Raw genomic sequence first — 20,364 nt, forward strand, 5'->3', positions numbered from 1 at the left:
GTAGCTGACGGCGCGTCACTTGTCGCAATTTTGTTACGTTCGTGGCGTAACGCATACCCGCTCGCGGAACCCCCCGGATCGTCGCGCCCTCTGACTGGGTGACCACCCAAGGACGTGACGAATCGGGGAACTCATGCGCACCTTCTCCCGCAGGGGAATGCTCGGCCTGGGCGCGGGCGCCGCGGCGGCCGCCTCACTCGCGGGCTGCGGCACCTCGTCGGGCGGGTCGGACCACGGGTCCGGCTCGGGCGGCGGCGACGGTTCCGGGAAGGATCCCTCCGGCACCCCCACGACCGCCGCCCGTCCGATAGGGGACGGCTCGACGGCGTTCAGCGGCAAGCAGCCGCACCAGCCGGACGCGCCGCAGCCGCTGGAGCCGGGGCAGGAGCCGCCGCAGTTCGTCATCTTCTCCTGGGACGGCGCCGGCGAGGTGGGCAACGGCCTCTTCCCCCGCTTCCTGGACCTCGCCAAGGAGCACGGGGCGAGCATGACCTTCTTCCTGTCCGGGCTGTATCTGCTGCCCGAGTCGAAGAAGCGCCTGTACGACCCGCCGAACAACCGGCGCGGCGCGTCCGACATCGGCTACCTCACCGACGCCCACATCAAGTCCACGCTGGAGAACGTCCGCCGCGCCTGGCTCGAGGGCCACGAGATAGGCACCCACTTCAACGGCCACTTCTGCTCCGGGCACGGCACCGTCGCCCACTGGACGCCGCAGCAGTGGCGCAGCGAGATCGACCAGGCGAAGTCGTTCGTGAAGCAGTGGAAGACCAACACCGGCTGGAGCGACCTGCCGCCGCTGCCGTTCGACTACGACAAGGAGCTGGTCGGCGGCCGTACGCCGTGTCTGCTGGGCCAGAACAACCTGCTGCCCACCGCCCGCGAGCTCGGCTGGCGCTACGACGCCTCCTCGCCGGGCGGCCGTCAGATGTGGCCGTCCAAGAAGCTGGGCATCTGGGACCTCCCGCTCCAGCAGATCCCGTTCCCCGGCCGCCGCTTCGAGGTGCTGTCGATGGACTACAACATGCTGGCCAACCAGTCCGTCAACTCCACGAAGGCCCCGCCGGCCAACTACCCGGGCTGGCGGCAGCAGTCCGCCCAGGCGTACATATCCGGCTTCCAGCGGGCATACGAGACAAACCGGGCGCCGTTCTTCATCGGCAACCACTTCGAGCACTGGAACGGCGGCATCTACATGGACGCCGTCGAGGAGGCGTTCAAACACATCGCGCGCGAGAAGGAGAAGGGCGCGGACGTGCGCCTGGTCTCCTTCCGGCAGTTCGTGGACTGGATGGACGTGCAGAAGCCCGAGGTGCTCGCCAAGCTGCGCACCCTGGAGGTCGGGCAGCGCCCGGCCGGCGGCTGGAAGCAGTTCCTCACCGCGTGACCGCCCGCGAGCACGCCTCGGGCGGCTCGCACGACGCGTCCTGGACGGCTCGCGGCACGCGCCGCCGGCGGATTCCGCAACGCGCCCAGAGCGGGGCGCGCGACGCGCCGCGGGCGGCTCGCGAAATGCCGCCTGAAATGCGGGTTTCCGCCCGCAAGGGGGGTGCCCAAGATCCCCGATACGGACATGCGAAACTTTTCACATGAGTGCCGCCAGCCGCGCCCCCCAGCGCTCGTCCCGCACCCGGGCCGCCCGTAGCCGTGCCGCCTTGTTCGCCGTGACGGCCGCGGCGGCCGCGCTGACCCTGTCCGCGTGCAGCTCCGGCGGCACCTCCGGCGGAGGCGGCCAGAGCAACTTCGTCATGGGCAAGAACGGCATCGCCACCGCCGGCAAGGGCGAGCGCGACGACGCACCCGACCTGTCAGGCGAGACCGTCGACGGCAAGCAGCTCGACGTCGCCGACTTCAAGGGCAAGGTCGTCGTCATCAACGTGTGGGGCTCCTGGTGCCCCCCCTGCCGCGCCGAGGCGCCCGGCTTCGAGAACGTCTACCAGGAGCTCAAGGGCCAGGGCGTGCAGTTCGTCGGCATCAACACGCGCGACACCTCCACCGGCCCGGCGCGCGCCTTCGACAAGGAGTTCGGCATCAGCTACCCGAGCCTGTACGACCCCACGGGCAAGCTGATGCTGCGCTTCAAGAAGGGCACGCTCAACCCGCAGTCCATCCCGTCCACGCTCGTCATCGACCGCACCGGGAAGATCGCGGCCCGTACGCTGCAGCCCCTGTCGGAGGACAAGCTGCGGACGATGATCAAGCCGGTCCTGGCGGAGAAGTGACGTGAGCGAAGTCACCACGCTCGCCGCGGCGGCGGTCTCCGACCCCAACGGCACGGTGCTCAACGGAGCCCTGCTGGTGGCGCTGCCCATCGCGCTGCTCGGCGGGCTCGTCTCCTTCTTCTCGCCCTGCGTCCTGCCGCTCGTCCCCGGCTACCTCTCCTACGTCACCGGGGTCAGCGGCACCGACCTCGCCGACGCCCGGCGCGGCCGGATGGTCGCCGGCGCCTCCCTGTTCGTCCTCGGCTTCACCGCCGTCTACGTCTCCACCGGCGCCTTCTTCGGCTACTTCGGCCAGAGCGTCCAGCAGCACAAGGACGTCCTGAGCAAGGTCCTCGGCGTCGTCATGATCCTCATGGGCGTCTTCTTCATGGGCCTGATGCCGTGGCTGACGCAGCGCGAGTTCCGCTTCCACACCCGGCCGGTGGCCGGACTCGTCGGCGCGCCCGTCCTCGGCGCGCTGTTCGGCATCGGCTGGACCCCCTGCATCGGCCCGACCCTCGCCGCCGTGCAGGGACTGGCCATGGACCAGGCGAGCGCGGGCCGCGGCGCCCTGCTGACCGTCGCCTACTGCGTCGGTCTCGGTGTGCCCTTCGTGCTCACCGCGGTCGCCTTCCGCAAGGCGCTCGGCGCCTTCGGCTGGATCAAGCGCCACTATGTCTGGGTGATGCGCGTCGGCGGCACCATGATGATCGCGACCGGTCTGCTGCTGCTGACCGGCGCCTGGGACCGCCTCGTGCAGGACATGCAGACCTGGTCCGACGGCTTCACTGTGGGGATCTGACTCGATGAGCACTACCTCGAAGTACGGGTCCGACCCGACTCCGTCCGACGCCGAGGACCTCGGAGCGGCCGGCTCCCAGCTCTCCACGGCCCCCCGCGAGGAGCTGTCCGCGCCCCTCTCGCTCGGCGTCATCGGCTGGGCCCGCTGGTTCTGGCGCCAGCTCACCTCCATGCGGGTGGCGCTGCTGCTGCTCCTGCTGCTGTCGCTGGGCGCCATCCCCGGCTCCCTCATCCCGCAGACCGGCATCGACGCCACCAAGGTCGAGCTGTTCCGCCGGGACCACCCCACCCTCTCGCCGGTCTACGACAAGCTCGGCCTGTTCCACGTCTACAGCTCGGTGTGGTTCTCCGCGATCTACATCCTGCTGTTCGTCTCCCTCATCGGCTGCATCGTGCCGCGCACCTGGCAGTTCGTCGGACAGCTGCGCGGCCGCCCGCCGGGCGCGCCCAAGCGGCTGACCCGGCTGCCCGCGCACACCACCTGGCGCACCGAGGCCGGCCCCGAGCAGGTCCGCGAGGCCGCGCTCGCCCTGCTGAAGAAGCGCGGCTTCCGCGCCCATGTCGCGGGTGACGCCGTCGCCGCCGAGAAGGGCTATGTGCGCGAGCTGGGCAACCTGGTCTTCCACATCGCGCTGATCGTGATGCTGGTGGCGTTCGCCGCGGGCCAGCTGTTCAAGTCCGAGGGCGACAAGCTGATCGTCGAGGGCGGCGGCTTCTCCAACACGCTCACCCAGTACGACGACTTCAAGTCCGGCAGCCTCTTCTCCTCCGACGACCTGGAGCCGTTCAGCTTCAAGCTCGACGACTTCAAGGGGACGTACGAGGTCACCGGGCCCAACCGGGGCACGCCGCGCACCTACGAGGCGCACCTCACCTACAGCGTCGGCGCCTACGGCAAGGACACGAAGACCACCGTCAAGGTGAACGAGCCGCTGGAGATCGGCGCCTCCAAGGTCTACCTCGTCAGCCACGGCTACGCGCCCGTCGTCACCGTGCGCGACGGCAAGGGCAACGTCGTGATGAAGGACGCGGTGCCGCTGCTGCCGCAGGACGGCAACGTCACCTCCTCCGGTGCGATCAAGGTGATGGACGGCTACCGCAACCCGCAGGGGCAGAAGGACCAGCTCGGTTTCCAGGCCGTGTTCATCCCGACCTTCGCCGGCGAGGGCCGGGGCACGATGCTCTCCCAGTTCCCCGCGCTGCTGAACCCCCGCCTCGCGCTGAACGCCTACCACGGCGACCTGGGCGTGAACGCGGGCATCCCGCAGAGCGTGTACCAGCTCGACACCCAGCACCTGAAGCAGTTCAAGAAGGCGAACGGCGACCCCCTCGCCGAGCGTCTGAAGGTCGGCCAGACCATGCAGCTCCCGAACGGGGCCGGCTCGATCACCTTCGACGGCGTCAAGGAGTGGGCGGGCTTCCAGGTCACCCGGCAGCCCGCGAGCGGCTGGGCCCTGGGCGGCGCCATCGCCGCGATCTTCGGTCTCGCCGCGTCGCTGTTCATCCAGCGCCGCCGCGTCTGGGTGCGCGCGGTCCGGGGCGCCGACGGCGTCACGGTCGTCGAGATGGCCGGGCTCGGCCGCAGCGAGTCCGCGAAGGTACCCGAGGAGCTGGGGCAGCTCGCCGGAATCCTCTACGACCAGGCACCGGGCGCCCCCGAGCCCGAATCCGGCCCCGAGTCCGACCCCGGCCCCGCAGCCGACCCCTCAGAAGTCTCCGTACCCGCCGAAGGGGCTGAGAAGAAGTGACCCTCGCCGCCGCCACCAACGAACATCTCGCGAACATCAGCAATGTGCTGATCTACTCCTCGATGGCCGTCTACACCCTGGCCTTCTTCGCCTACATCGCCGAGTGGCTCTTCGGCAGCCGCAGCAAGGTCGCCCGCACCGCGGCCGCGCTGACCGCCGACCCGAAGGCGGCGAACGCCCCGGCCGTCACCGTCACCAAGGCCGGCGGCACCGCCGTACTGGAGCGGCCCAAGGTGACCGTCCGGTCCGCCACGGGCTCCCGCGACGTGCCCGACGGGCCCGGCGCGCACGGCGGGGACGCGCAGGGCGACCTGTACGGCCGGATCGCGATCTCCCTGACCGTGCTCGCCTTCCTGGTGGAGTTCGGCGGGGTCCTCACCCGCGCGCTGTCCGTGCAGCGGGCGCCGTGGGGCAACATGTACGAGTTCAACATCACCTTCTCCACCGTCGCGGTCGGCGTGTACCTCGGCCTGCTGGCGCTGAAGAAGAACGTCCGCTGGCTCGGCCTGTTCCTGATCACCACGGTCCTGCTCGACCTCGGTCTCGCGGTGACCGTGCTGTACACGGCGAGCGACCAGCTGGTGCCCGCGCTGCACTCGTACTGGCTGTACATCCACGTCTCCACCGCGATCTTCTGCGGCGCGACGTTCTACGTCGGCGCGGTCGCGACGATCATGTACCTGTTCAAGGACGCGTACGAGAACAAGCTCGCGACCGGCGGCAAGCCCGGCACCTTCGCCCGCTCCGTGCTGGAGCGCCTGCCCTCGTCGTCCTCGCTGGACAAGTTCTCCTACCGGATCAACGCGGCCGTCTTCCCGCTGTGGACGTTCACGATCATCGCGGGCGCCATCTGGGCCGGTGACGCCTGGGGCCGCTACTGGGGCTGGGACCCGAAGGAGACCTGGTCCTTCATCACCTGGGTCGCCTACGCCTGCTACCTGCACGCCCGCGCCACCGCCGGCTGGAAGGGCCGCAAGGCCGCCTACCTGGCGCTGCTCGCGTTCGCCTGCTGGCTGTTCAACTACTACGGCGTGAACCTCTTCGTCACCGGCAAGCACTCCTACGCCGGCGTCTGACCGGCAGGCGCGCGGGCCGGCCGCCGCAGGCACAAAAGGGGCGCGGGGAACTGCGCGACCAGCCACAACGAGACCCGCAGACGACAACGCACCCGGCGCCGCAGGCACGACGCGCCCGCCGGGTGCCGTGCCGTCCGGAGGTTCAGGCGCGCTCGGGGTACAGCCCCTCGACCACGTCCGCGAACGCCCGCAGGATCGTGTCGCGGCGGAGTTTCATCGACGGGGTGAGGTGTCCCGCCTCCTCGGTGAAGTCCACCGGCAGGACGGCGAAGCGGCGGACGGACTCGGGGCGGGAGACCATCCGGTTCGCCTCGTCGATCGCGCGTTGCAGGAGGGCGTACAGCTCCTCGTCGCCGATGAGCAGCTCGGCCGGCACCGGGTGCTTGCCGTTCATCCGGCGCCAGTGGCTGACGCCGTCCATGTCGAGGGTGATCAGGGCCGAGACATAGGGGCGGCCGTCGCCGACCAGCATGACCTGGGAGATCAGCGGGTGTGAGCGCAGCCAGTTCTCCAGCGGCGCCGGCGCGACGCTCTTGCCGCCGGCCGTGATCAGCAGTTCCTTCTTGCGGCCGGTGATCGTCAGGTACCCCTCGTCGTCCAGCTCGCCGAGGTCGCCCGTGGCCAGCCAGCCGTCCTGCGCGGCCGGGACCACACCACCGGCCGCCGGGTCCCAGTAGCCGCGCAGCACATGGTCGCCGGCGACCAGGATCTCGCCGTCGGCGGCGATCCGGATGCGGGTGCCGGGCAGGGGCCAGCCGACCGTGCCCAGACGCGGCTTGAGCGGCGGCGTCACCGTCGTCGCGCCGGTGGTCTCGGTCAGGCCGTAGCCCTCGAAGATCTCGATGCCGGCGCCCGCGTAGAACGCGGCGAGGCGCCGGCCGAGCGGGGAGCCGCCGCAGATGGCGTACCGCACCCGGCCGCCCATCGCCTGCCGGATCTTGCGGTAGACCAGCGGGTCGTACAGCGCCCGCCCCGCCTTGAGCGCCGCCGCAGGACCGCTGCCGGTGCCGGTCTGCCGGTCCTCGACCGCCTCGCCGTAGCGCCGGGCCACCGCCACCGCCCGGTCGAAGGCGCCCAGCTTGCCGCCCGACTCGGCCTTGGCGCGGGCCGAGTTGAAGACCTTCTCCAGCATGTAGGGGATGGTCAGCAGACAGGTGGGCCGGAAGGCCGCCAGGTCGGGCAGCAGTTCGTCCGGCTTCAGGCTGGGGGCGTGGCCGAGCCGGACCCGGGCGCGTATGCAGGCGATCGCCACCATGCGGCCGAAGACGTGGGACATCGGCAGGAACAACAGCACCGACGGCTCGTCCTCGCTCTTCGCCCGGAACACCGGGTAGAGCAGCTCGATGGCGTTGTCGACCTCGGCGAAGAAGTTGCCGTGGCTGAGCGCGCAGCCCTTGGGGCGGCCGGTGGTGCCGGAGGTGTAGATCAGGGTGGCGAGGGTGTCGGGGCCGAGCATCCCGCGCCGTACGTCCACCTCCTGGTCGGGGACGTGCGCCGCGCCGACCTCGGCGAGCTGCTCCACGTGGCCCTTCTCCATCACCCACACATGCCGCAGGTCCGGCAGGTGCGCCCGCTCGGGGCCGATCGCGGCGGCCTGCGCGACGGTCTCGGTGATCAGCGTGACGGCGCCGGAGTCCTGCAGGATCCAGCGGGTCTGGAAGGGCGAGGAGGTGGGGTAGACCGGCACGGTGACCAGGCCGGCCGCCCAGGCGGCGAAGTCGAGCAGGGTCCACTCGTACGTGGTGCGCGCCATGATCGCGATGCGGTCGCCCGGCACCAGGCCCTCGGAGATCAGGCCCTTGGCCACCGCCTGGACCTGCGCGGCGAACTCGGCGGCCGTCACGTCCGTCCACCGGCCGTCCGGATGGCGCCGGCTGAGGACCACCGCGCCGGGCGCGGCATCCGCGTTGTCGAAGGGCAGGTCGGCGAGGGAGCCGTGGCGGACGGGCTGGGCGAGGGGCGGGACGTACGCCTCGCGCACCGCCCCGCCCAGCCGCTTGGTCTCCGGTGCCACCAGGACGGGGCCCCGGGGAGCGGCGTAGTCGGCGGAAGTGGGGAACGGCGTGGACACGGGCGGCTCCTGGTGCGTGCAGCAGCGGCACTGCTTGCTGCAAGACGTACGTGCCTCGCCCGGCGGGGCGTTCACCGCTGGTGGCGTGAGCGGACGGTCACCGGCGGTTGGGCAGGGGAATCGTACGGGGCCCCTGTGGGGGCCTTGTGCGGGTTCCGAGGGGGTCCGGGGCCGGGGCTGTGCAGCGTCCGGAACCGTGTGAGAGAGGCTCATGTAGCCCAGGTCACACGGCAGTTGGCGCAACCACGGCCGGTCGACATAGACTTACCATCGGTAACCTTACTCCGGAGTAAGCAAATTGTGTCCAGCTGGGGGCGTGATGCGCGAGAAGACCCTCACCCGGCCGCCGGCCCTCACACCCCTGCTGGTGCGCGGAGCGCTGCTGGCCCCGCTGAAGCGGCCCCGCCCGGACGCGGCGGCCCCGGACGGCCGGCTGCCGCCCGGACTGCGCGTGTCCGGCCTGCACGTCGACCTCGCCCGCCTGGCCGCCTACGAGCGGGTGTGCGGCTTCGCCGCCGCCGGCGACGCCCTGCCGGTCACCTACCCGCACGTCCTCGGCTTCCCGCTCGCCCTGCGGCTGATGAGCGCCCGCACCTTCCCGCTGCCGCTGCCGGGGCTGGTCCACACGTCGATCGAGATCACCCGGCACACGGCACTCGCCGCCACGGGGACGTACGACGTGGGGGTGCGCGTGGACCGGCTGGTACCGCACCGGCGCGGCACCGAGGCGGTCGTGGTCACCGAACTGCGGGACGGCGGGGCCGTCGTGTGGGAGTCGACGAGCACCTACCTGGCACGGCACCGCACGTCGGCGGCCGCCACCGCGCCGGCCGGGTACGCGCCCGCCGGGGACGCGCCCGAGCCGCCCGTGGTCGCCGAGTGGCGGCTCGGCGGGGACCTCGGCCGCCGCTACGGCGCCGTCTCCGGCGACCGCAACCCCATCCACCTGCACCCGCTCACCGCCCGGCTGTTCGGCTTCCCGCGGGCCGTCGCGCACGGCATGTGGAGCGTGGCACGCTGCCTGGCCGCGCACGGCGTGCCCGACGCGGCCCACGTGCGGGCCGAGTTCCGGGCGCCGGTGCTGCTGCCGGGCACGGTGCGCTACGCACAGGACGGCGAGGGCCGGTTCGCGCTGCGCGGCGCCGACAGGGTCCACCTGAGAGGACTCGCGGTACCGCTCGGCTCACGCGGGCGGGGGTGACACCCGGGGGCCGAGGCTCACGCGGACGGGGGTGACACCCCGGGCGCGGTGCTCAGGCCGGTGGGGGTGACCAGCGGTGGCCCGCCATCAGGTTGCCGAGGCCGGACCAGGCGAAGTTCATCAGGGTCGCCGCCGACTGCCGGGCCGAGACGCCGTCGGTGGCGTTCCCCCATGCGGCGAGGGACTCCGCGGCGCCGACCAGGGCCTCGGCCAGCCCGGCGACCTCACGCTCGGCCAGGTCGGGATTGTGGTGGGCGTCGCGGGCGGCGACCACGATCAGCCGGGTCACGACGGCGACGAGTTCCGCACGCCGCGCGGCGACCTCGCTCGCGAACGGCTCGCCATGGGTGCGGGCTTGGAGATGCAGCACGGACCAGGCGTCCGGATGCTGCGCGGTGTGCGTGAAGAACGCCAGCAGCCCGTCCCACAGTTGGCGGTCGGCGGGCAGCCGCGGATCGACGGCACCGCGCACCGCCTCCGTGAGCGCCGCGGCCTCCCGGCGGATGACGGCCGTGAACAGGTCTTCCTTGGAGTTCAGGTACAGATACACCAACGGCTTGGAGACACCGGCGAGTTCGGCGATGTCGTCCATCGAGGCGGCCATGTAGCCGCGCTGCCCGAAGATGCGCACGGCCGCGTCCAGCATCTGCCGTTCACGGACCGCCCGGGGCATCCGCTTGGTCTTCACCGCACCCGAACCCATGCGCACCAGCGTACGGGCCGCGTCCAGCCTTCCGGATACGCCGAGGGCGGCGAGGCAGTTCGCCCCGCCGCCCTCCGGGCACGCTCGGGTCAGGCCGCCGCGGCCACCGGCTCGCGGTCCTCGGCCCGCTCCGGCTCGTCCACCAGCGAGGCGCCGCCCGCCGCGTCGTAGGCCGCGCGGTCCAGGAGGTTCTCCCGGGCCGCGACGATGACCGGGACCAGGGCCTGGCCCGCCACGTTGGTGGCGGTGCGCATCATGTCCAGGATCGGGTCGATGGCGAGGAGCAGGCCGACGCCCTCCATCGGCAGGCCCAGCGTGGACAGGGTGAGCGTCAGCATGACCGTCGCGCCGGTGAGGCCTGCGGTGGCGGCCGAGCCGACCACGGAGACGAACGCGATGAGCAGGTAGTCGCCCACGTTCAGGCCGATGCCGAAGATCTGCGCGACGAAGATCGCGGCGATCGCCGGGTAGATCGCGGCGCAGCCGTCCATCTTGGTGGTCGCGCCGAACGGCACCGCGAAGGAGGCGTACTCCTTCGGCACGCCGAGGCGCTCGGTGACCTTCTGCGTGACCGGCATGGTGCCGACCGAGGAGCGGGAGACGAACGCCAGCTGGATCGCGGGCCAGGCGCCCTTGAAGAACTGCAGCGGGTTGGCCTTGGCGACGGTCGCCAGCAGCGTCGGGTAGACGACGAAGAGGACGAGCGCGCAGCCGACGTAGATGTCGGCGGTGAAGGTGGCGTACTTGCCGATCAGGTCCCAGCCGTAGGTGGCGATGGCGTTGCCGATGAGGCCGACGGTGCCGAGCGGGGCGAGCCGGATGACCCACCACAGCGCCTTCTGCAGCAGCTCCAGCACGGACTCGCTGAGGGTGAGGATCGGCTGGGCCTTGTCGCCGAGCTGGAGCGCGGCGATACCGGCGACGGCCGCCATGAAGACGATCTGCAGCACGTTCAGCTCGGTGAACGGCGTGATGACGTCGGTCGGGACGATGCCGGTGAGGAAGTCCAGCCAGGAACCGGTGTGCTTGGGCTTGCCGCCGTCGGCCGGGGTGAGGCCGGTACCGGCGCCGGGGTTGGTGAGCAGGCCGATGGCCAGGCCGATGCTCACCGCGATCAGCGACGTGATCATGAACCACAGCAGGGTCCGGGACGCCAGGCGCGCCGCGTTGTTGACCTTCCGCAGGTTGGTGATCGAGACGAGGATCGCGAAGAAGACGAGCGGGGCGACGGCGAGCTTCAGCAGGCCGATGAAGATGTCGCCGATCTTCTCCAGCGTGGTCACCAGCCAGGACACGTCCTGGCTGCGGGCGATCCAGCCGAGCAGGACGCCCAGGACGAGGCCGGCGACTATCTGGGCCCAGAAGGGCAGCTTGAAGGACTTCGTGTTCGAGGACACGGACATGCTCCGTTGGGGACGCGTAGGGGCTGACGTGGACGGGGGGTCGCGAGACGGGGGTCGCGAGACGTCAGGGGCGACAGATCCCGGACGCGCACCGGCAGAGATCCACGTGCAGGCGCGCCACGAGCAGAAGGCTCGGGAGATGAGGGGACGCGGCTGCTGACTTCACCCTAAGACGTTAACACTTGAACTTTGGGAATCCCAAAGCCTTGCTTTGAGAGGCCGGACGCCGTATCCACCCATACAACGCAAAGCGCCCCGGCGACCGAGGTCACCGGGGCGCTCCGAAGCGCTGCGGGTGCTACGACGCCTGTCCCTGCGCGCGGGCGGCGTCGTCGGCGACGTCCTCCTGGCTCTGGTTCGCCTGGAGGTTCGCCTGCATGTTGGCACGCATGCGGTCGACCTTGGGCGCGATCTTCCGCGACGCCCGGTCCCGCTCCCCGCGCAGCGCGACGAAGCTGATGGGGGCGGAGATCACCAGGGAGAGCAGGACGACCCACATGCCGTTGGACGAGCCGAGGCCGCGCGGAACGACACCGGAGTAGACGAGACCCCAGACCACCACGAGGCAGCCCACGAAGATCCCGAGGCGCATCAGCGTGTAGCGGAGCATCTCAATCCACTCTTCCGATTCCAAACAGGGACAGTCTCCAGTGAAGCACGCCCCCGCAGCGATCACCGACGGGGGTGCCCCCGCGTCAGGGCAGCGGCAGCAGCATGGTGATGTCGTCGCGGTCGTCCCCCGGCGCCACCCGGATCGCCCCCGGCACCCGGCCGACCTCCTTGTAGCCGCAGGAGCCGTAGAACCGCTCCAGGCCGAGGCCGCCCCGGCAGGTCAGCCGGATCGCCTCGATGCCCTCGAAGCCGCGGGCCGCGTCCGCGGCGGCCGCCAGCAGGTCACGGCCGTAGCCCTTGCCCTGGTGGCGCGGGTGCACCATCACCGTGTACAGCCAGACCCAGTGCGTCATCAGCCGGTGGCTGTTGAAGGAGTAGAAGGCGGTCGCCGCCACCCGCCCGTCCTCGTCGTGGCCGACCAGCAGCCGGGTGCGTCCCTCGGCCATCCCCGCGAAGTGCTTGACCAGCTCCGGCCGGATCGTCTCCCGCGTCACCGGCGCGACGAAGCCGACGGCCCCGCCGGCATTGGAGACGTCCGTCCACAGATCGAGGATGCCGTCGCGCAGACCGGCGTCGACGGTGGGGTCCAGCGTGAAGGTAAGGGGCATGACCCCATCGTATCTATTACGCCAGCACGCGCGCCGCCGTTTTGAGATCCGAGACGAGCCCCTGGTACGCCGACTCCCGGTCGTCCGCACGCAGCACCGACGACGGATGCACGGTCGGCACCAGCCGCTCGCTGCGCCCGTGGATCTCCCGCTCCAGCACCGTCCCGCGCACCTCGGTCACCCGGAACGACGACCCGAGCAGCGCCTTGCCCGCCGTCGCCCCCAGCACCACGATCAGCTCCGGCTCCACGACCGCCAGCTCGGCGGCGAGCCACGGCCCGCACGCCGTCATCTCCCGCAGGCTCGGCGCCTTGTGGATACGCCGCTTCCTCGGCTCGGCCTGGGTGAACTTGAAGTGCTTCACGGCGTTCGTGACATACGCCTCGGCCGGATCGATCCCGGCCTCGGCGAGAGCCCGGTCCAGCAGCTTCCCGGCCGGCCCGACGAACGGCTTCCCCTGCCGGTCCTCCTGATCGCCCGGCTGCTCGCCGACGAGCATGACTCGGGCATGCGGGTTCCCGGCACCGAAGACGGTCTGGGTGGCGGCGAGGTGGAGTGGACAACCCCGGCACTCGGCGGCGGCTTTTCGCAGGGCGGGGATCCCGCCGCGCTCCGGAACGAAGGGCGCGGCGTCGTACTGGTCTTCGGGTGCCGTCGTTGGCATGCGTAAGGAGTACCCACCCAGGGGCGCGGGACCCTGTCCATATTCGGCTCCGCCGCAGGGCGCGACCAGCCCCCCACAACCCGCACCCGAACGACTACCTGCCGACGCTCAAACCCTCATCGGCTGAGGCGACTCCCGACGCCCGGCGTCCGGCCCGTCGTACTCCCGGATGATCTCGTACCGAGTGTTCCGCTCCACCGGCCGGAACCCCGCGTCACGGATCAGCTCCAGCAGGTCCTCACGGGTCAGCTTGTTCGGCGTACCGAAGTTGTCCGCGTCGTGGGTGATCTTGTACTCGACGACCGAGCCGTCCATGTCGTCCGCGCCGTGCTGGAGGGCCAGCTGGGCCGTCTGCACCCCGTGCATCACCCAGAACACCTTCACATGCGGCACGTTGTCGAACAGCAGCCGCGAGACGGCGAACGTCTTCAGCGCCTCCGCGCCGGTCGCCATCTGCGTCCGCGCCTGGAGCCGGTTGCGGACCTTGCCGTCCTTCATGTCCACGAAGTCGTGCTGGTAGCGCAGCGGGATGAAGACCTGGAAGCCGTTCGTCTCGTCCTGCAGCTCACGCAGCCGCAGCACGTGGTCCACGCGGTGGCGGGGCTCCTCGATGTGGCCGTACAGCATGGTGCACGGGGTCTTCAGACCCTTCTCGTGCGCCAGGCGGTGGATGCGGGACCAGTCCTCCCAGTGGGTGCGGTGGTCCACGATGTGCTGCCGGACCTCCCAGTCGAAGATCTCGGCGCCGCCACCGGTCAGCGACTCCAGGCCCGCGTCGATCAGCTCGTCGAGGATCTCGGAGGCGGTCAGCCCCGAGATCGTCTCGAAGTGGTGGATCTCCGTCGCCGTGAACGCCTTCAGCGACACGTCCGGCAGCGCCGCCTTCAGCTCCCGCAGCGAACGCGGGTAGTAGCGCCACGGCAGGTTCGGGTGCAGCCCGTTGACGATGTGCAGCTCGGTGAGGTTCTCCGACTCCATCGCCTTGGCGAGCTTGACGGCCTCCTCGATGCGCATCGTGTACGCGTCCTTCTCGCCCGGCTTGCGCTGGAACGAGCAGTACGCACAGGACGCCGTGCACACGTTGGTCATGTTCAGGTGCCGGTTGACGTTGAAGTGGACGACGTCACCGTTCTTCCGCGTCCGCACCTCGTGCGCCAGACCGCCCAGCCACGCCAGGTCGTCCGACTCGTACAGCGCGATGCCGTCCTCGCGGGTCAGCCGCTCACCGGAGCGGACCTTCTCCTCCAGCTCGCGCTTGAGCCCGACGTCCATGCCAACACCTTTCTCCGACAGCACCGCCAACGGTATCCCTAGACCTCTTCGGGAAGCTCCCCGACCCGGTTCTCCCACTTCGTGGAGAGCACGATGGTGGTACGGGTACGGGAGACGCCCCGGGTCCCGGACAGCCGCCGGATGATCTTCTCCAGGCCGTCCACGTCGGTCGCGCGCACCTTGAGCATGTAGGAGTCGTCGCCGGCGATGAACCAGCAGTCCTCGATCTCCGGCAGCTCCTTCAGCCGCTGCGCCACGTCCTCGTGGTCGGCGGCGTCCGACAGGGAGATGCCGACCAGCGCCGTGACCCCGAGCCCGAGCGAGGCCGCGTCGACAGTGGCCCGGTAGCCGGTGATGACACCGGCCGCCTCCAGCCGGTTGATACGGTCCGTGACGCTGGGGCCCGACAGGCCGACGAGGCGCCCCAGCTCCGCGTAGGAGGCCCGGCCGTTCTCCCTCAGGGCCTGGATGAGCTGCCTGTCCACCGCGTCCATGCGATTGAAAGCCTTCCGCTGAAGAGTTCTGGGAGTTCGTGAAAGTCGTTCGTGCCGCTCAGCCGTTCCCACCGCGCAGTTCGCCCTTCCAGCGGCGGTACAGCCCGTGCTCGACACCCGCGGCGTCGAGGACGCGGCCGGCGACGAAGTCCACCAGGTCCTGGATGTGCGTCGCCCCCGCGTAGAACGCCGGCGAGGCGGGCACCACACTCGCGCCCGCGTCGTCCAGGGCCACCAGGTGCCGCAGCGTCTGACCGTTCAAGGGGGTCTCCCGTACGGCCACGACCAGCGTGCGGCGCTCCTTGAGGGTGACGCTCGCCGCCCGCTGGAGCAGGTCCTTCGACAGCCCGAGCGCCACCCCGGCGACACAGGCCGTGGAGGCCGGCACGATCAGCATGCCCTTGGCCGGATACGACCCCGACGAGGGCCCGGCGGCCAGGTCGCCGGCGCTCCAGTACCGCACGTCGGAGACGTCCACGGCGAAGCTGTCCGGCTTGCCGTCGGCGCCGCGCGCCAGCCACTGGGTGAGGTCGTCCCGCCAGTGCGCGTCGCGGAAGGAGATGCCGGTCTCGTCGAGCAGCGTGAGCCGCGAGGCCCGGCTGACCACCAGGTCGACGCTCTCCCCGGCGGCGATCAGCGCCCGCAGCACGGCGGCCGCGTACGGCGTCCCGGATGCCCCGGACACCCCCACGATCCAAGGCGTGCGCTGCGATTTCCCTGCGTTCACGTCTTGAGCGTACCGGTGAACGGAGCGATGTTCCGGACCGGTACCGCTCGTGCTAGACGGTGAGCCCCCGCACGAGCAGGTCGATCAGCGCGCATACGAACAGCGCGATCCCGATGAAGCCGTTCACCTGGAAGAACGCCCTGTTCAGCCGGGTCAGGTCATGGGGGCGGACGATCGTGTGCTCGTAGACGAAGGCCGCGGCCACGATCAGCAGGCCCAGCCAGAAGAAGAAGCCCGCGTGCGTGACCACCGCGTACCAGGCGAACAGGGCCGTGGTGACGGCGTGACAGGCCCGTGCGCCCCAGATCGCCCCCGGGATGCCGAAGCGGGCCGGGACCGACATCACGCCGATCTCCCGGTCGGTCTCGACGTCCTGGCAGGCGTAGATCAGGTCGAAGCCGCCGATCCAGACGCCGACCGCGAGACCGAGGATCACCGCCGTCCACGACCACTCGCCGCTGATCGCCAGCCAGCCGCCGATCGGGCCCATCGCCTGGGCGAGGCCCAGGATGGCCTGCGGGAAGTTCGTGAACCGTTTGCCGTAGGGGTAGACCACCATCGGGATCACCGCGACGGGCGCCAGCGCCAGGCACAGCGGGTTCAGCAGCGCGGCCGCGCCCAGGAAGACCACCAGAGCGACCAGCGCGCCGGTCCACGCGTGGCGCACCGACATCGCGCCCGTGACCAGCTCGCGGTGGGCGGTGCGCGGGTTCCGGGCGTCGATCTCACGGTCGATGATCCGGTTGACGGCCATCGCGAAGGTGCGCAGGCCGACCATGCAGATCGTGACCAGCAGCAGCCGGGCCCAGTGGATGTTGCGGTCCCACTCGTACATCGCCGTCAGGGAGGCGATGTAGGCGAACGGCAGGGCGAAGACCGAGTGCTCGATCATCACCAGGCGCAGGAAGGCCTTCGTGCGTCCCGGCTGGGGGATCGCTGCGGACGCGCTGCTCACAGGCCGTACTCCTTCCAGCGGCGGTCCACCAGGGCCGCCGTCGCGGGGTCGGACTCGACCATGTCCGGCCAGCCGCCGTCGCGCGTGTAGCCCTCCTCGGGCAGCTTCCGCGTCGCGTCGATGCCCGCCTTGCCACCCCAGAACTGCTGGTAGGAGGCATGGTCGAGGTGGTCGACGGGGCCCTCGACGACCGTGAGGTCACGGGCGTAGTCGGTGTTGCCGAGGGCGCGCCAGGCGACCTCGTGCAGATCGTGCACATCGCAGTCGGAGTCGACGACGACGATCAGCTTGGTCAGGGACATCATGTGCGCCCCCCAGATCGCGTGCATCACCTTCTGCGCGTGCTTGGGGTACTTCTTGTCGATCGAGACGATCGCGCAGTTGTGGAAGCCGCCGGCCTCGGGCAGGTGGTAGTCCACGATGTCCGGGACGATGATCTTCAGCAGGGGCAGGAAGAAACGCTCCGTCGCCCGGCCCAGCGGCCCGTCCTCCGTCGGGGGGCGGCCGACCACGATCGACTGGAGCAGCGGGCGCCTGCGCATCGTCACGCAGTCGATCGTCAGCGCCGGGAAGGGCTCCTGCGGCGTGTAGAAGCCGGTGTGGTCGCCGAAGGGACCCTCCGGGAGCATCTCGCCCGGCTCCAGCCAGCCCTCCAGTACGACCTCGGCGTTCGCCGGGACCTGCAGCGGGACCGTCTTGCAGTCCACCATCTCGATCCGCTTGCCCGAGACGAACCCGGCGAAGAGGTACTCGTCGATGTCGCCGGGCAGCGGGGCCGTGGAGGCGTACGTCACCGCCGGCGGGCAGCCGAAGGCGATCGCGACGGGCAGCCGCTCACCGCGCCGCGCGGCCACCTGGTAGTGGTTGCGGCTGTCCTTGTGGATCTGCCAGTGCATGCCGATGGTGCGCCTGTCGTGGCGCTGGAGGCGGTACAGCCCAAGGTTGCGGACGCCCGACTCCGGGTCCTTGGTGTGGGTCAGGCCCAGGTTGAAGAAGGAGCCGCCGTCCTTGGGCCAGGTGAACAGCGCGGGCAGCCGCTCCAGGTCCACGTCGTCGCCGGTGAGGACGACCTCCTGCACGGGAGCGTCCTTGACCTTCTTCGGCGGCACGTGGGTCATCGCGCCGAGCTTGCCGAACGCCTCGCGCACCCCGACGAACCCGTGCGGCAGCTCCGGCTTCAGCAGACCGCCGATCCGGTCCGAGATCTCCCCGTACGACTTCAGGCCGAGCGACTTCAGCAGACGGCGGTCGGTGCCGAAGACGTTCATCGCCAGGGGCATCGCGGAACCCTTGACGTTCTCGAAGAGGAGGGCGGGCCCACCGGCCTTGTTCACCCGGTCGACGATCTCCCCGACCTCCAGGTACGGGTCCACCTCGGCCTTGATGCGCTTGAGGTCGCCCTCGCGCTCCAGCGCCCTGAGCAGGGAGCGAAGATCGTCGTAAGCCATGCGATCCAGTATCCGGTACGGGCTAGTCTGACCCCGTCACCGGGGCCCGTCGTGTGCCCCTCGCCGTCTGCTGGGGGATCTCCCGTCCATGCTCAGGTATCTGCCGTTCCTGCTGGTGCTGGCGCTGTGGATCTACGCGTTCATCGACTGCCTGAACACTCCGGAGGAGGAGGTGCGGGGGCTGCCGAAGGTGGTGTGGGTGATCATCATCCTGCTCTTCGGCGAGGTGCTGGTCGGACCGATCGCCTGGCTGGTGGCCGGCAGGCAGCGCGGGCCGCGTCCGGCGGGCGGCACCACCCCCTCGGAATGGCACCGCGGCCACCGCACCGAATGGGTCGCCCCCGACGACAACCCCGACTTCCTGAAGTCGCTGAAGGAAGAGAACAAGAAGGACGAAGCCCTGCTCAAGGAGTGGGAGGCCGACCTGCGCCGCCGCGAGGAGGAGCTGCGCCGCAAGGAGCGCGGCGAGGACGAGCAGAGCTGATGGAACTGCGGCTGCTCGTCACCTTCGAGAAGGTCGCCACCGTACTGAGCTTCACGCGGGCGGCGGCCGAGCTGAACTACGCCCAGTCCAGCGTGACCTCCCAGGTCCGCGCGCTGGAGGACGCGCTCGGCAGCCAGCTCTTCGACCGGCTCGGCAGCCGCATCCGGCTCACCGAGGCCGGCGAGCGGCTGCTGCCGTACGCCCGGCAGATCATCGAGCTGACCGAGGAGGCCCGCGCGGCGGTCACCGGCACCGAGGAGCCCTCCGGCACCCTCGCCGTCGGCACCATGGAGTCGCTGACCAACTACCGCCTGCCGCCCCTGCTGGAGTTCTTCCACCACCGCTACCCGAAGGTCCGCCTCGCCCTGCGCCCCACCCTCGGCGACGAGACCCGGCAGGCGCTGCGGCAGGGCATCTACGACCTGGGCTTCCTGATGGAGGAGGAGACCGAGCACCCGGGCCTGGAGAGCGAGGTGCTGGCCGTCGAGCCGCTGGCGCTGGTCGCGGCGCCCGGACACCGGCTGTACGGCACCGAGGTCACGGTCGCCGACCTGGTGCGCGAGCCGCTGCTGGCCACCGAGCCCGGCTGCGCCTACCGGGATCTGTTCGAGCGGGAGCTGACGGCCGTGGCGGCCGTGGAGTTCCGGGAGTTCGGCACGATCGAGGCCACCAAACGCGCGGCGGCGGCCGGCCTCGGGATCTGTCTGCTGCCCGAGGTCACGGTCGCCGCGGAACTCGCGGAGGGCTCACTGGTACGGCTGGAGTGGCAGCCGCCGTTCACGCTGTCGACGCAGCTGGCGTGGCGGGCCGGGAAGCGGCTGCCCGCGCACGCCCGGCTGTTCCTGGAGCGGGCGCGGCGGCTGGTGTCGGAGCAGGGGTGACCTCGGGCGTGCGGGCGGGGGTGGCCTCGGGCGTGCGGGCGGGGGTGACTTCGGGCGTCCGGGCCGCCGGGGCCGCCTTCCGGGTGTGGGCCGCGGCGGCCGTCGGGGCGTCGGCCGGGACGGTCTTCGGGGCGTCGGCCGGGACCGTCTTCGGGGCGCGGGCCAGGGTGACCTTCAGGCTCGCCAGGGCGATCAGCGGGACGCCGAGCGCCTGGACGAGGCCGATGTGGTGGCCGTACACCACCCAGTCCGCCACCATCGCCACCACCGGGTAGACGAAGGCCAGGACGGCGATCTTCGCGGTGGGCAACTGGGCGTAGGCGGCGTACATCAGGACGTACATCACGCCGGTGTGGATGAGGCCGAGGCCGGCCAGCCAGCCCCAGTCCCAGCCGGTCCCGGACATCGCGCCGAAGTCGGCGAACGGCAGCAGCAGCGGGATGCCGACGACAACCTGGACGAGGGCGATCAGATGCGGGCGCACCCCGGTGATCCTCTTCGTGACCAGGGTCGACAGCGCGTACAGCAGCGCGGCGAGGAGAGCCTGCCCGACGCCGAGGACGTACGTCCCGCCGCTGGCGAAGTCGGCCGGGGTGACGCCGGAGACGAGGACGAGCCCCGCGAAGGCCAGGGCGACCCACCCGACCTTCGCGGCGGTGAGCCGCTCGCGGAACAGCAGGGCGCCCAGCAGCACCACGTAGAAGGGCTGCGTGTGGTAGACGACCGTGGCGACCGAGATCGAGGTGTTCTCGTACGCCTCGAACAGGAACACCCAGTTGAAGACGATGAACACCCCGCCGAGAACGGCGAGTCCGAGCGTGCGCGGGGTGAAGCCGTGGTCGCGCAGCCAGCCGCGGGCGGTGACATAGCCGCCGAGCGCGAGCGCGCCGAACAGGACGCGGAAGAAGACGACGTTGAAGGGCGAGGCGCCCGACTCGACGACGAAGACGCCGAGGGTGCCGGAGAGCACCATCGCGGTCGTCAGCTGGGCCGTGCCCCGTTGCGATGAGGTCAT

At 70.7% G+C, this 20,364-nt stretch carries 20 protein-coding genes and 1 pseudogene; 8 read left to right on the forward strand and 13 right to left on the reverse strand.

Annotated elements, in window-relative coordinates; translation table 11 throughout:
• The first annotated feature begins 133 nt into the window (after positions 1–133).
• From ACZ64A_RS18605 to ccsB, 5 genes are all read left to right on the forward strand, one after another.
• Complete coding sequence (locus tag ACZ64A_RS18605) at positions 134–1,387, forward strand: polysaccharide deacetylase family protein (RefSeq protein WP_469811449.1); 1,254 nt, start codon at positions 134–136, stop codon at positions 1,385–1,387.
• Between the two features lie 202 nt (positions 1,388–1,589).
• Positions 1,590–2,222, forward strand: coding sequence for a TlpA family protein disulfide reductase (locus ACZ64A_RS18610; protein WP_469811451.1), 633 nt, complete (start codon positions 1,590–1,592; stop codon positions 2,220–2,222).
• A 1-nt stretch (position 2,223) separates the two neighbouring features.
• On the forward strand, positions 2,224–3,003 hold the full coding sequence (locus tag ACZ64A_RS18615) for a cytochrome c biogenesis CcdA family protein (RefSeq protein ID WP_469811452.1): 780 nt from the start codon (positions 2,224–2,226) through the stop codon (positions 3,001–3,003).
• 4 nt (positions 3,004–3,007) lie between these two features.
• Positions 3,008–4,750: a cytochrome c biogenesis protein ResB gene (gene resB, locus ACZ64A_RS18620; RefSeq protein WP_469811453.1), complete on the forward strand. Its 1,743-nt coding sequence runs from the start codon at positions 3,008–3,010 to the stop codon at positions 4,748–4,750.
• Positions 4,747–5,826 (forward strand): c-type cytochrome biogenesis protein CcsB, encoded by a 1,080-nt coding sequence (gene ccsB, locus ACZ64A_RS18625; protein ID WP_469811454.1) that lies wholly within the window; start codon positions 4,747–4,749, stop codon positions 5,824–5,826. Before resB ends, ccsB begins: the two co-directional genes overlap by 4 nt.
• Before the next feature lie 142 nt (positions 5,827–5,968).
• Here the strand turns inward: ccsB and ACZ64A_RS18630 are convergent, their stop codons facing one another.
• A complete protein-coding gene (locus ACZ64A_RS18630) occupies positions 5,969–7,897 on the reverse strand; it encodes an AMP-dependent synthetase/ligase (RefSeq protein WP_469811455.1) in 1,929 nt (642 codons plus the stop codon).
• A gap of 319 nt (positions 7,898–8,216) precedes the next feature.
• On the opposite strand from ACZ64A_RS18630, the gene ACZ64A_RS18635 reads away from it, so the two are divergent.
• Positions 8,217–9,098 carry a MaoC family dehydratase gene (locus ACZ64A_RS18635; protein ID WP_469811456.1) on the forward strand — a complete coding sequence of 294 codons (882 nt, stop codon included), beginning with the start codon at positions 8,217–8,219 and terminating at the stop codon, positions 9,096–9,098.
• 52 nt (positions 9,099–9,150) lie between these two features.
• Here the strand turns inward: ACZ64A_RS18635 and ACZ64A_RS18640 are convergent, their stop codons facing one another.
• The 11 genes from ACZ64A_RS18640 to ACZ64A_RS18690 form a co-directional block, all read right to left on the reverse strand.
• A complete protein-coding gene (locus ACZ64A_RS18640) occupies positions 9,151–9,801 on the reverse strand; it encodes a TetR/AcrR family transcriptional regulator (protein ID WP_469811457.1) in 651 nt (216 codons plus the stop codon).
• An 89-nt stretch (positions 9,802–9,890) separates the two neighbouring features.
• Positions 9,891–11,204, reverse strand: coding sequence for a dicarboxylate/amino acid:cation symporter (locus ACZ64A_RS18645; RefSeq protein ID WP_469811458.1), 1,314 nt, complete (start codon positions 11,202–11,204; stop codon positions 9,891–9,893).
• Between the two features lie 64 nt (positions 11,205–11,268).
• Positions 11,269–11,370, reverse strand: coding sequence for a putative leader peptide (locus ACZ64A_RS18650; RefSeq protein WP_361637927.1), 102 nt, complete (start codon positions 11,368–11,370; stop codon positions 11,269–11,271).
• A gap of 132 nt (positions 11,371–11,502) precedes the next feature.
• Positions 11,503–11,814 (reverse strand): DUF4229 domain-containing protein, encoded by a 312-nt coding sequence (locus tag ACZ64A_RS18655; RefSeq protein WP_469811459.1) that lies wholly within the window; start codon positions 11,812–11,814, stop codon positions 11,503–11,505.
• Between the two features lie 85 nt (positions 11,815–11,899).
• Positions 11,900–12,424 (reverse strand): GNAT family N-acetyltransferase, encoded by a 525-nt coding sequence (locus tag ACZ64A_RS18660; protein ID WP_469811460.1) that lies wholly within the window; start codon positions 12,422–12,424, stop codon positions 11,900–11,902.
• Between the two features lie 16 nt (positions 12,425–12,440).
• Entirely contained in the window at positions 12,441–13,088 is a 648-nt protein-coding gene (locus ACZ64A_RS18665; RefSeq protein ID WP_469811461.1) for a UdgX family uracil-DNA binding protein, read from the reverse strand.
• Between the two features lie 108 nt (positions 13,089–13,196).
• The gene (gene mqnE, locus ACZ64A_RS18670; protein WP_469811462.1) at positions 13,197–14,360 is read right to left on the reverse strand and encodes an aminofutalosine synthase MqnE; all 1,164 of its coding nucleotides are present in this window, start codon (positions 14,358–14,360) and stop codon (positions 13,197–13,199) included.
• 38 nt (positions 14,361–14,398) lie between these two features.
• Positions 14,399–14,854: an Lrp/AsnC family transcriptional regulator gene (locus tag ACZ64A_RS18675; protein ID WP_469811463.1), complete on the reverse strand. Its 456-nt coding sequence runs from the start codon at positions 14,852–14,854 to the stop codon at positions 14,399–14,401.
• 58 nt (positions 14,855–14,912) lie between these two features.
• Positions 14,913–15,581, reverse strand: coding sequence for a UbiX family flavin prenyltransferase (locus ACZ64A_RS18680; protein WP_469811464.1), 669 nt, complete (start codon positions 15,579–15,581; stop codon positions 14,913–14,915).
• A gap of 52 nt (positions 15,582–15,633) precedes the next feature.
• Positions 15,634–16,536: a menaquinone biosynthesis prenyltransferase MqnP gene (gene mqnP, locus ACZ64A_RS18685; RefSeq protein WP_469811466.1), complete on the reverse strand. Its 903-nt coding sequence runs from the start codon at positions 16,534–16,536 to the stop codon at positions 15,634–15,636.
• Positions 16,533–17,984, reverse strand: coding sequence for a menaquinone biosynthesis decarboxylase (locus ACZ64A_RS18690; RefSeq protein WP_469811467.1), 1,452 nt, complete (start codon positions 17,982–17,984; stop codon positions 16,533–16,535). The genes mqnP and ACZ64A_RS18690 overlap by 4 nt, the downstream gene beginning before the upstream one ends.
• 88 nt (positions 17,985–18,072) lie before the next feature.
• On the opposite strand from ACZ64A_RS18690, the gene ACZ64A_RS18695 reads away from it, so the two are divergent.
• Entirely contained in the window at positions 18,073–18,468 is a 396-nt protein-coding gene (locus ACZ64A_RS18695) for a PLD nuclease N-terminal domain-containing protein (protein ID WP_469811468.1), read from the forward strand.
• Positions 18,468–19,349 carry a LysR family transcriptional regulator gene (locus tag ACZ64A_RS18700; RefSeq protein ID WP_469811469.1) on the forward strand — a complete coding sequence of 294 codons (882 nt, stop codon included), beginning with the start codon at positions 18,468–18,470 and terminating at the stop codon, positions 19,347–19,349. The genes ACZ64A_RS18695 and ACZ64A_RS18700 overlap by 1 nt, the downstream gene beginning before the upstream one ends.
• Positions 19,350–19,422: 73 nt before the next feature.
• On the opposite strand, the pseudogene ACZ64A_RS18705 reads toward ACZ64A_RS18700, so the two are convergent.
• Positions 19,423–20,364, reverse strand: a pseudogene (locus ACZ64A_RS18705) (DMT family transporter); the annotation flags it as partial.

This window comes from Streptomyces sp. NPDC104814 (genome assembly GCF_055583185.1).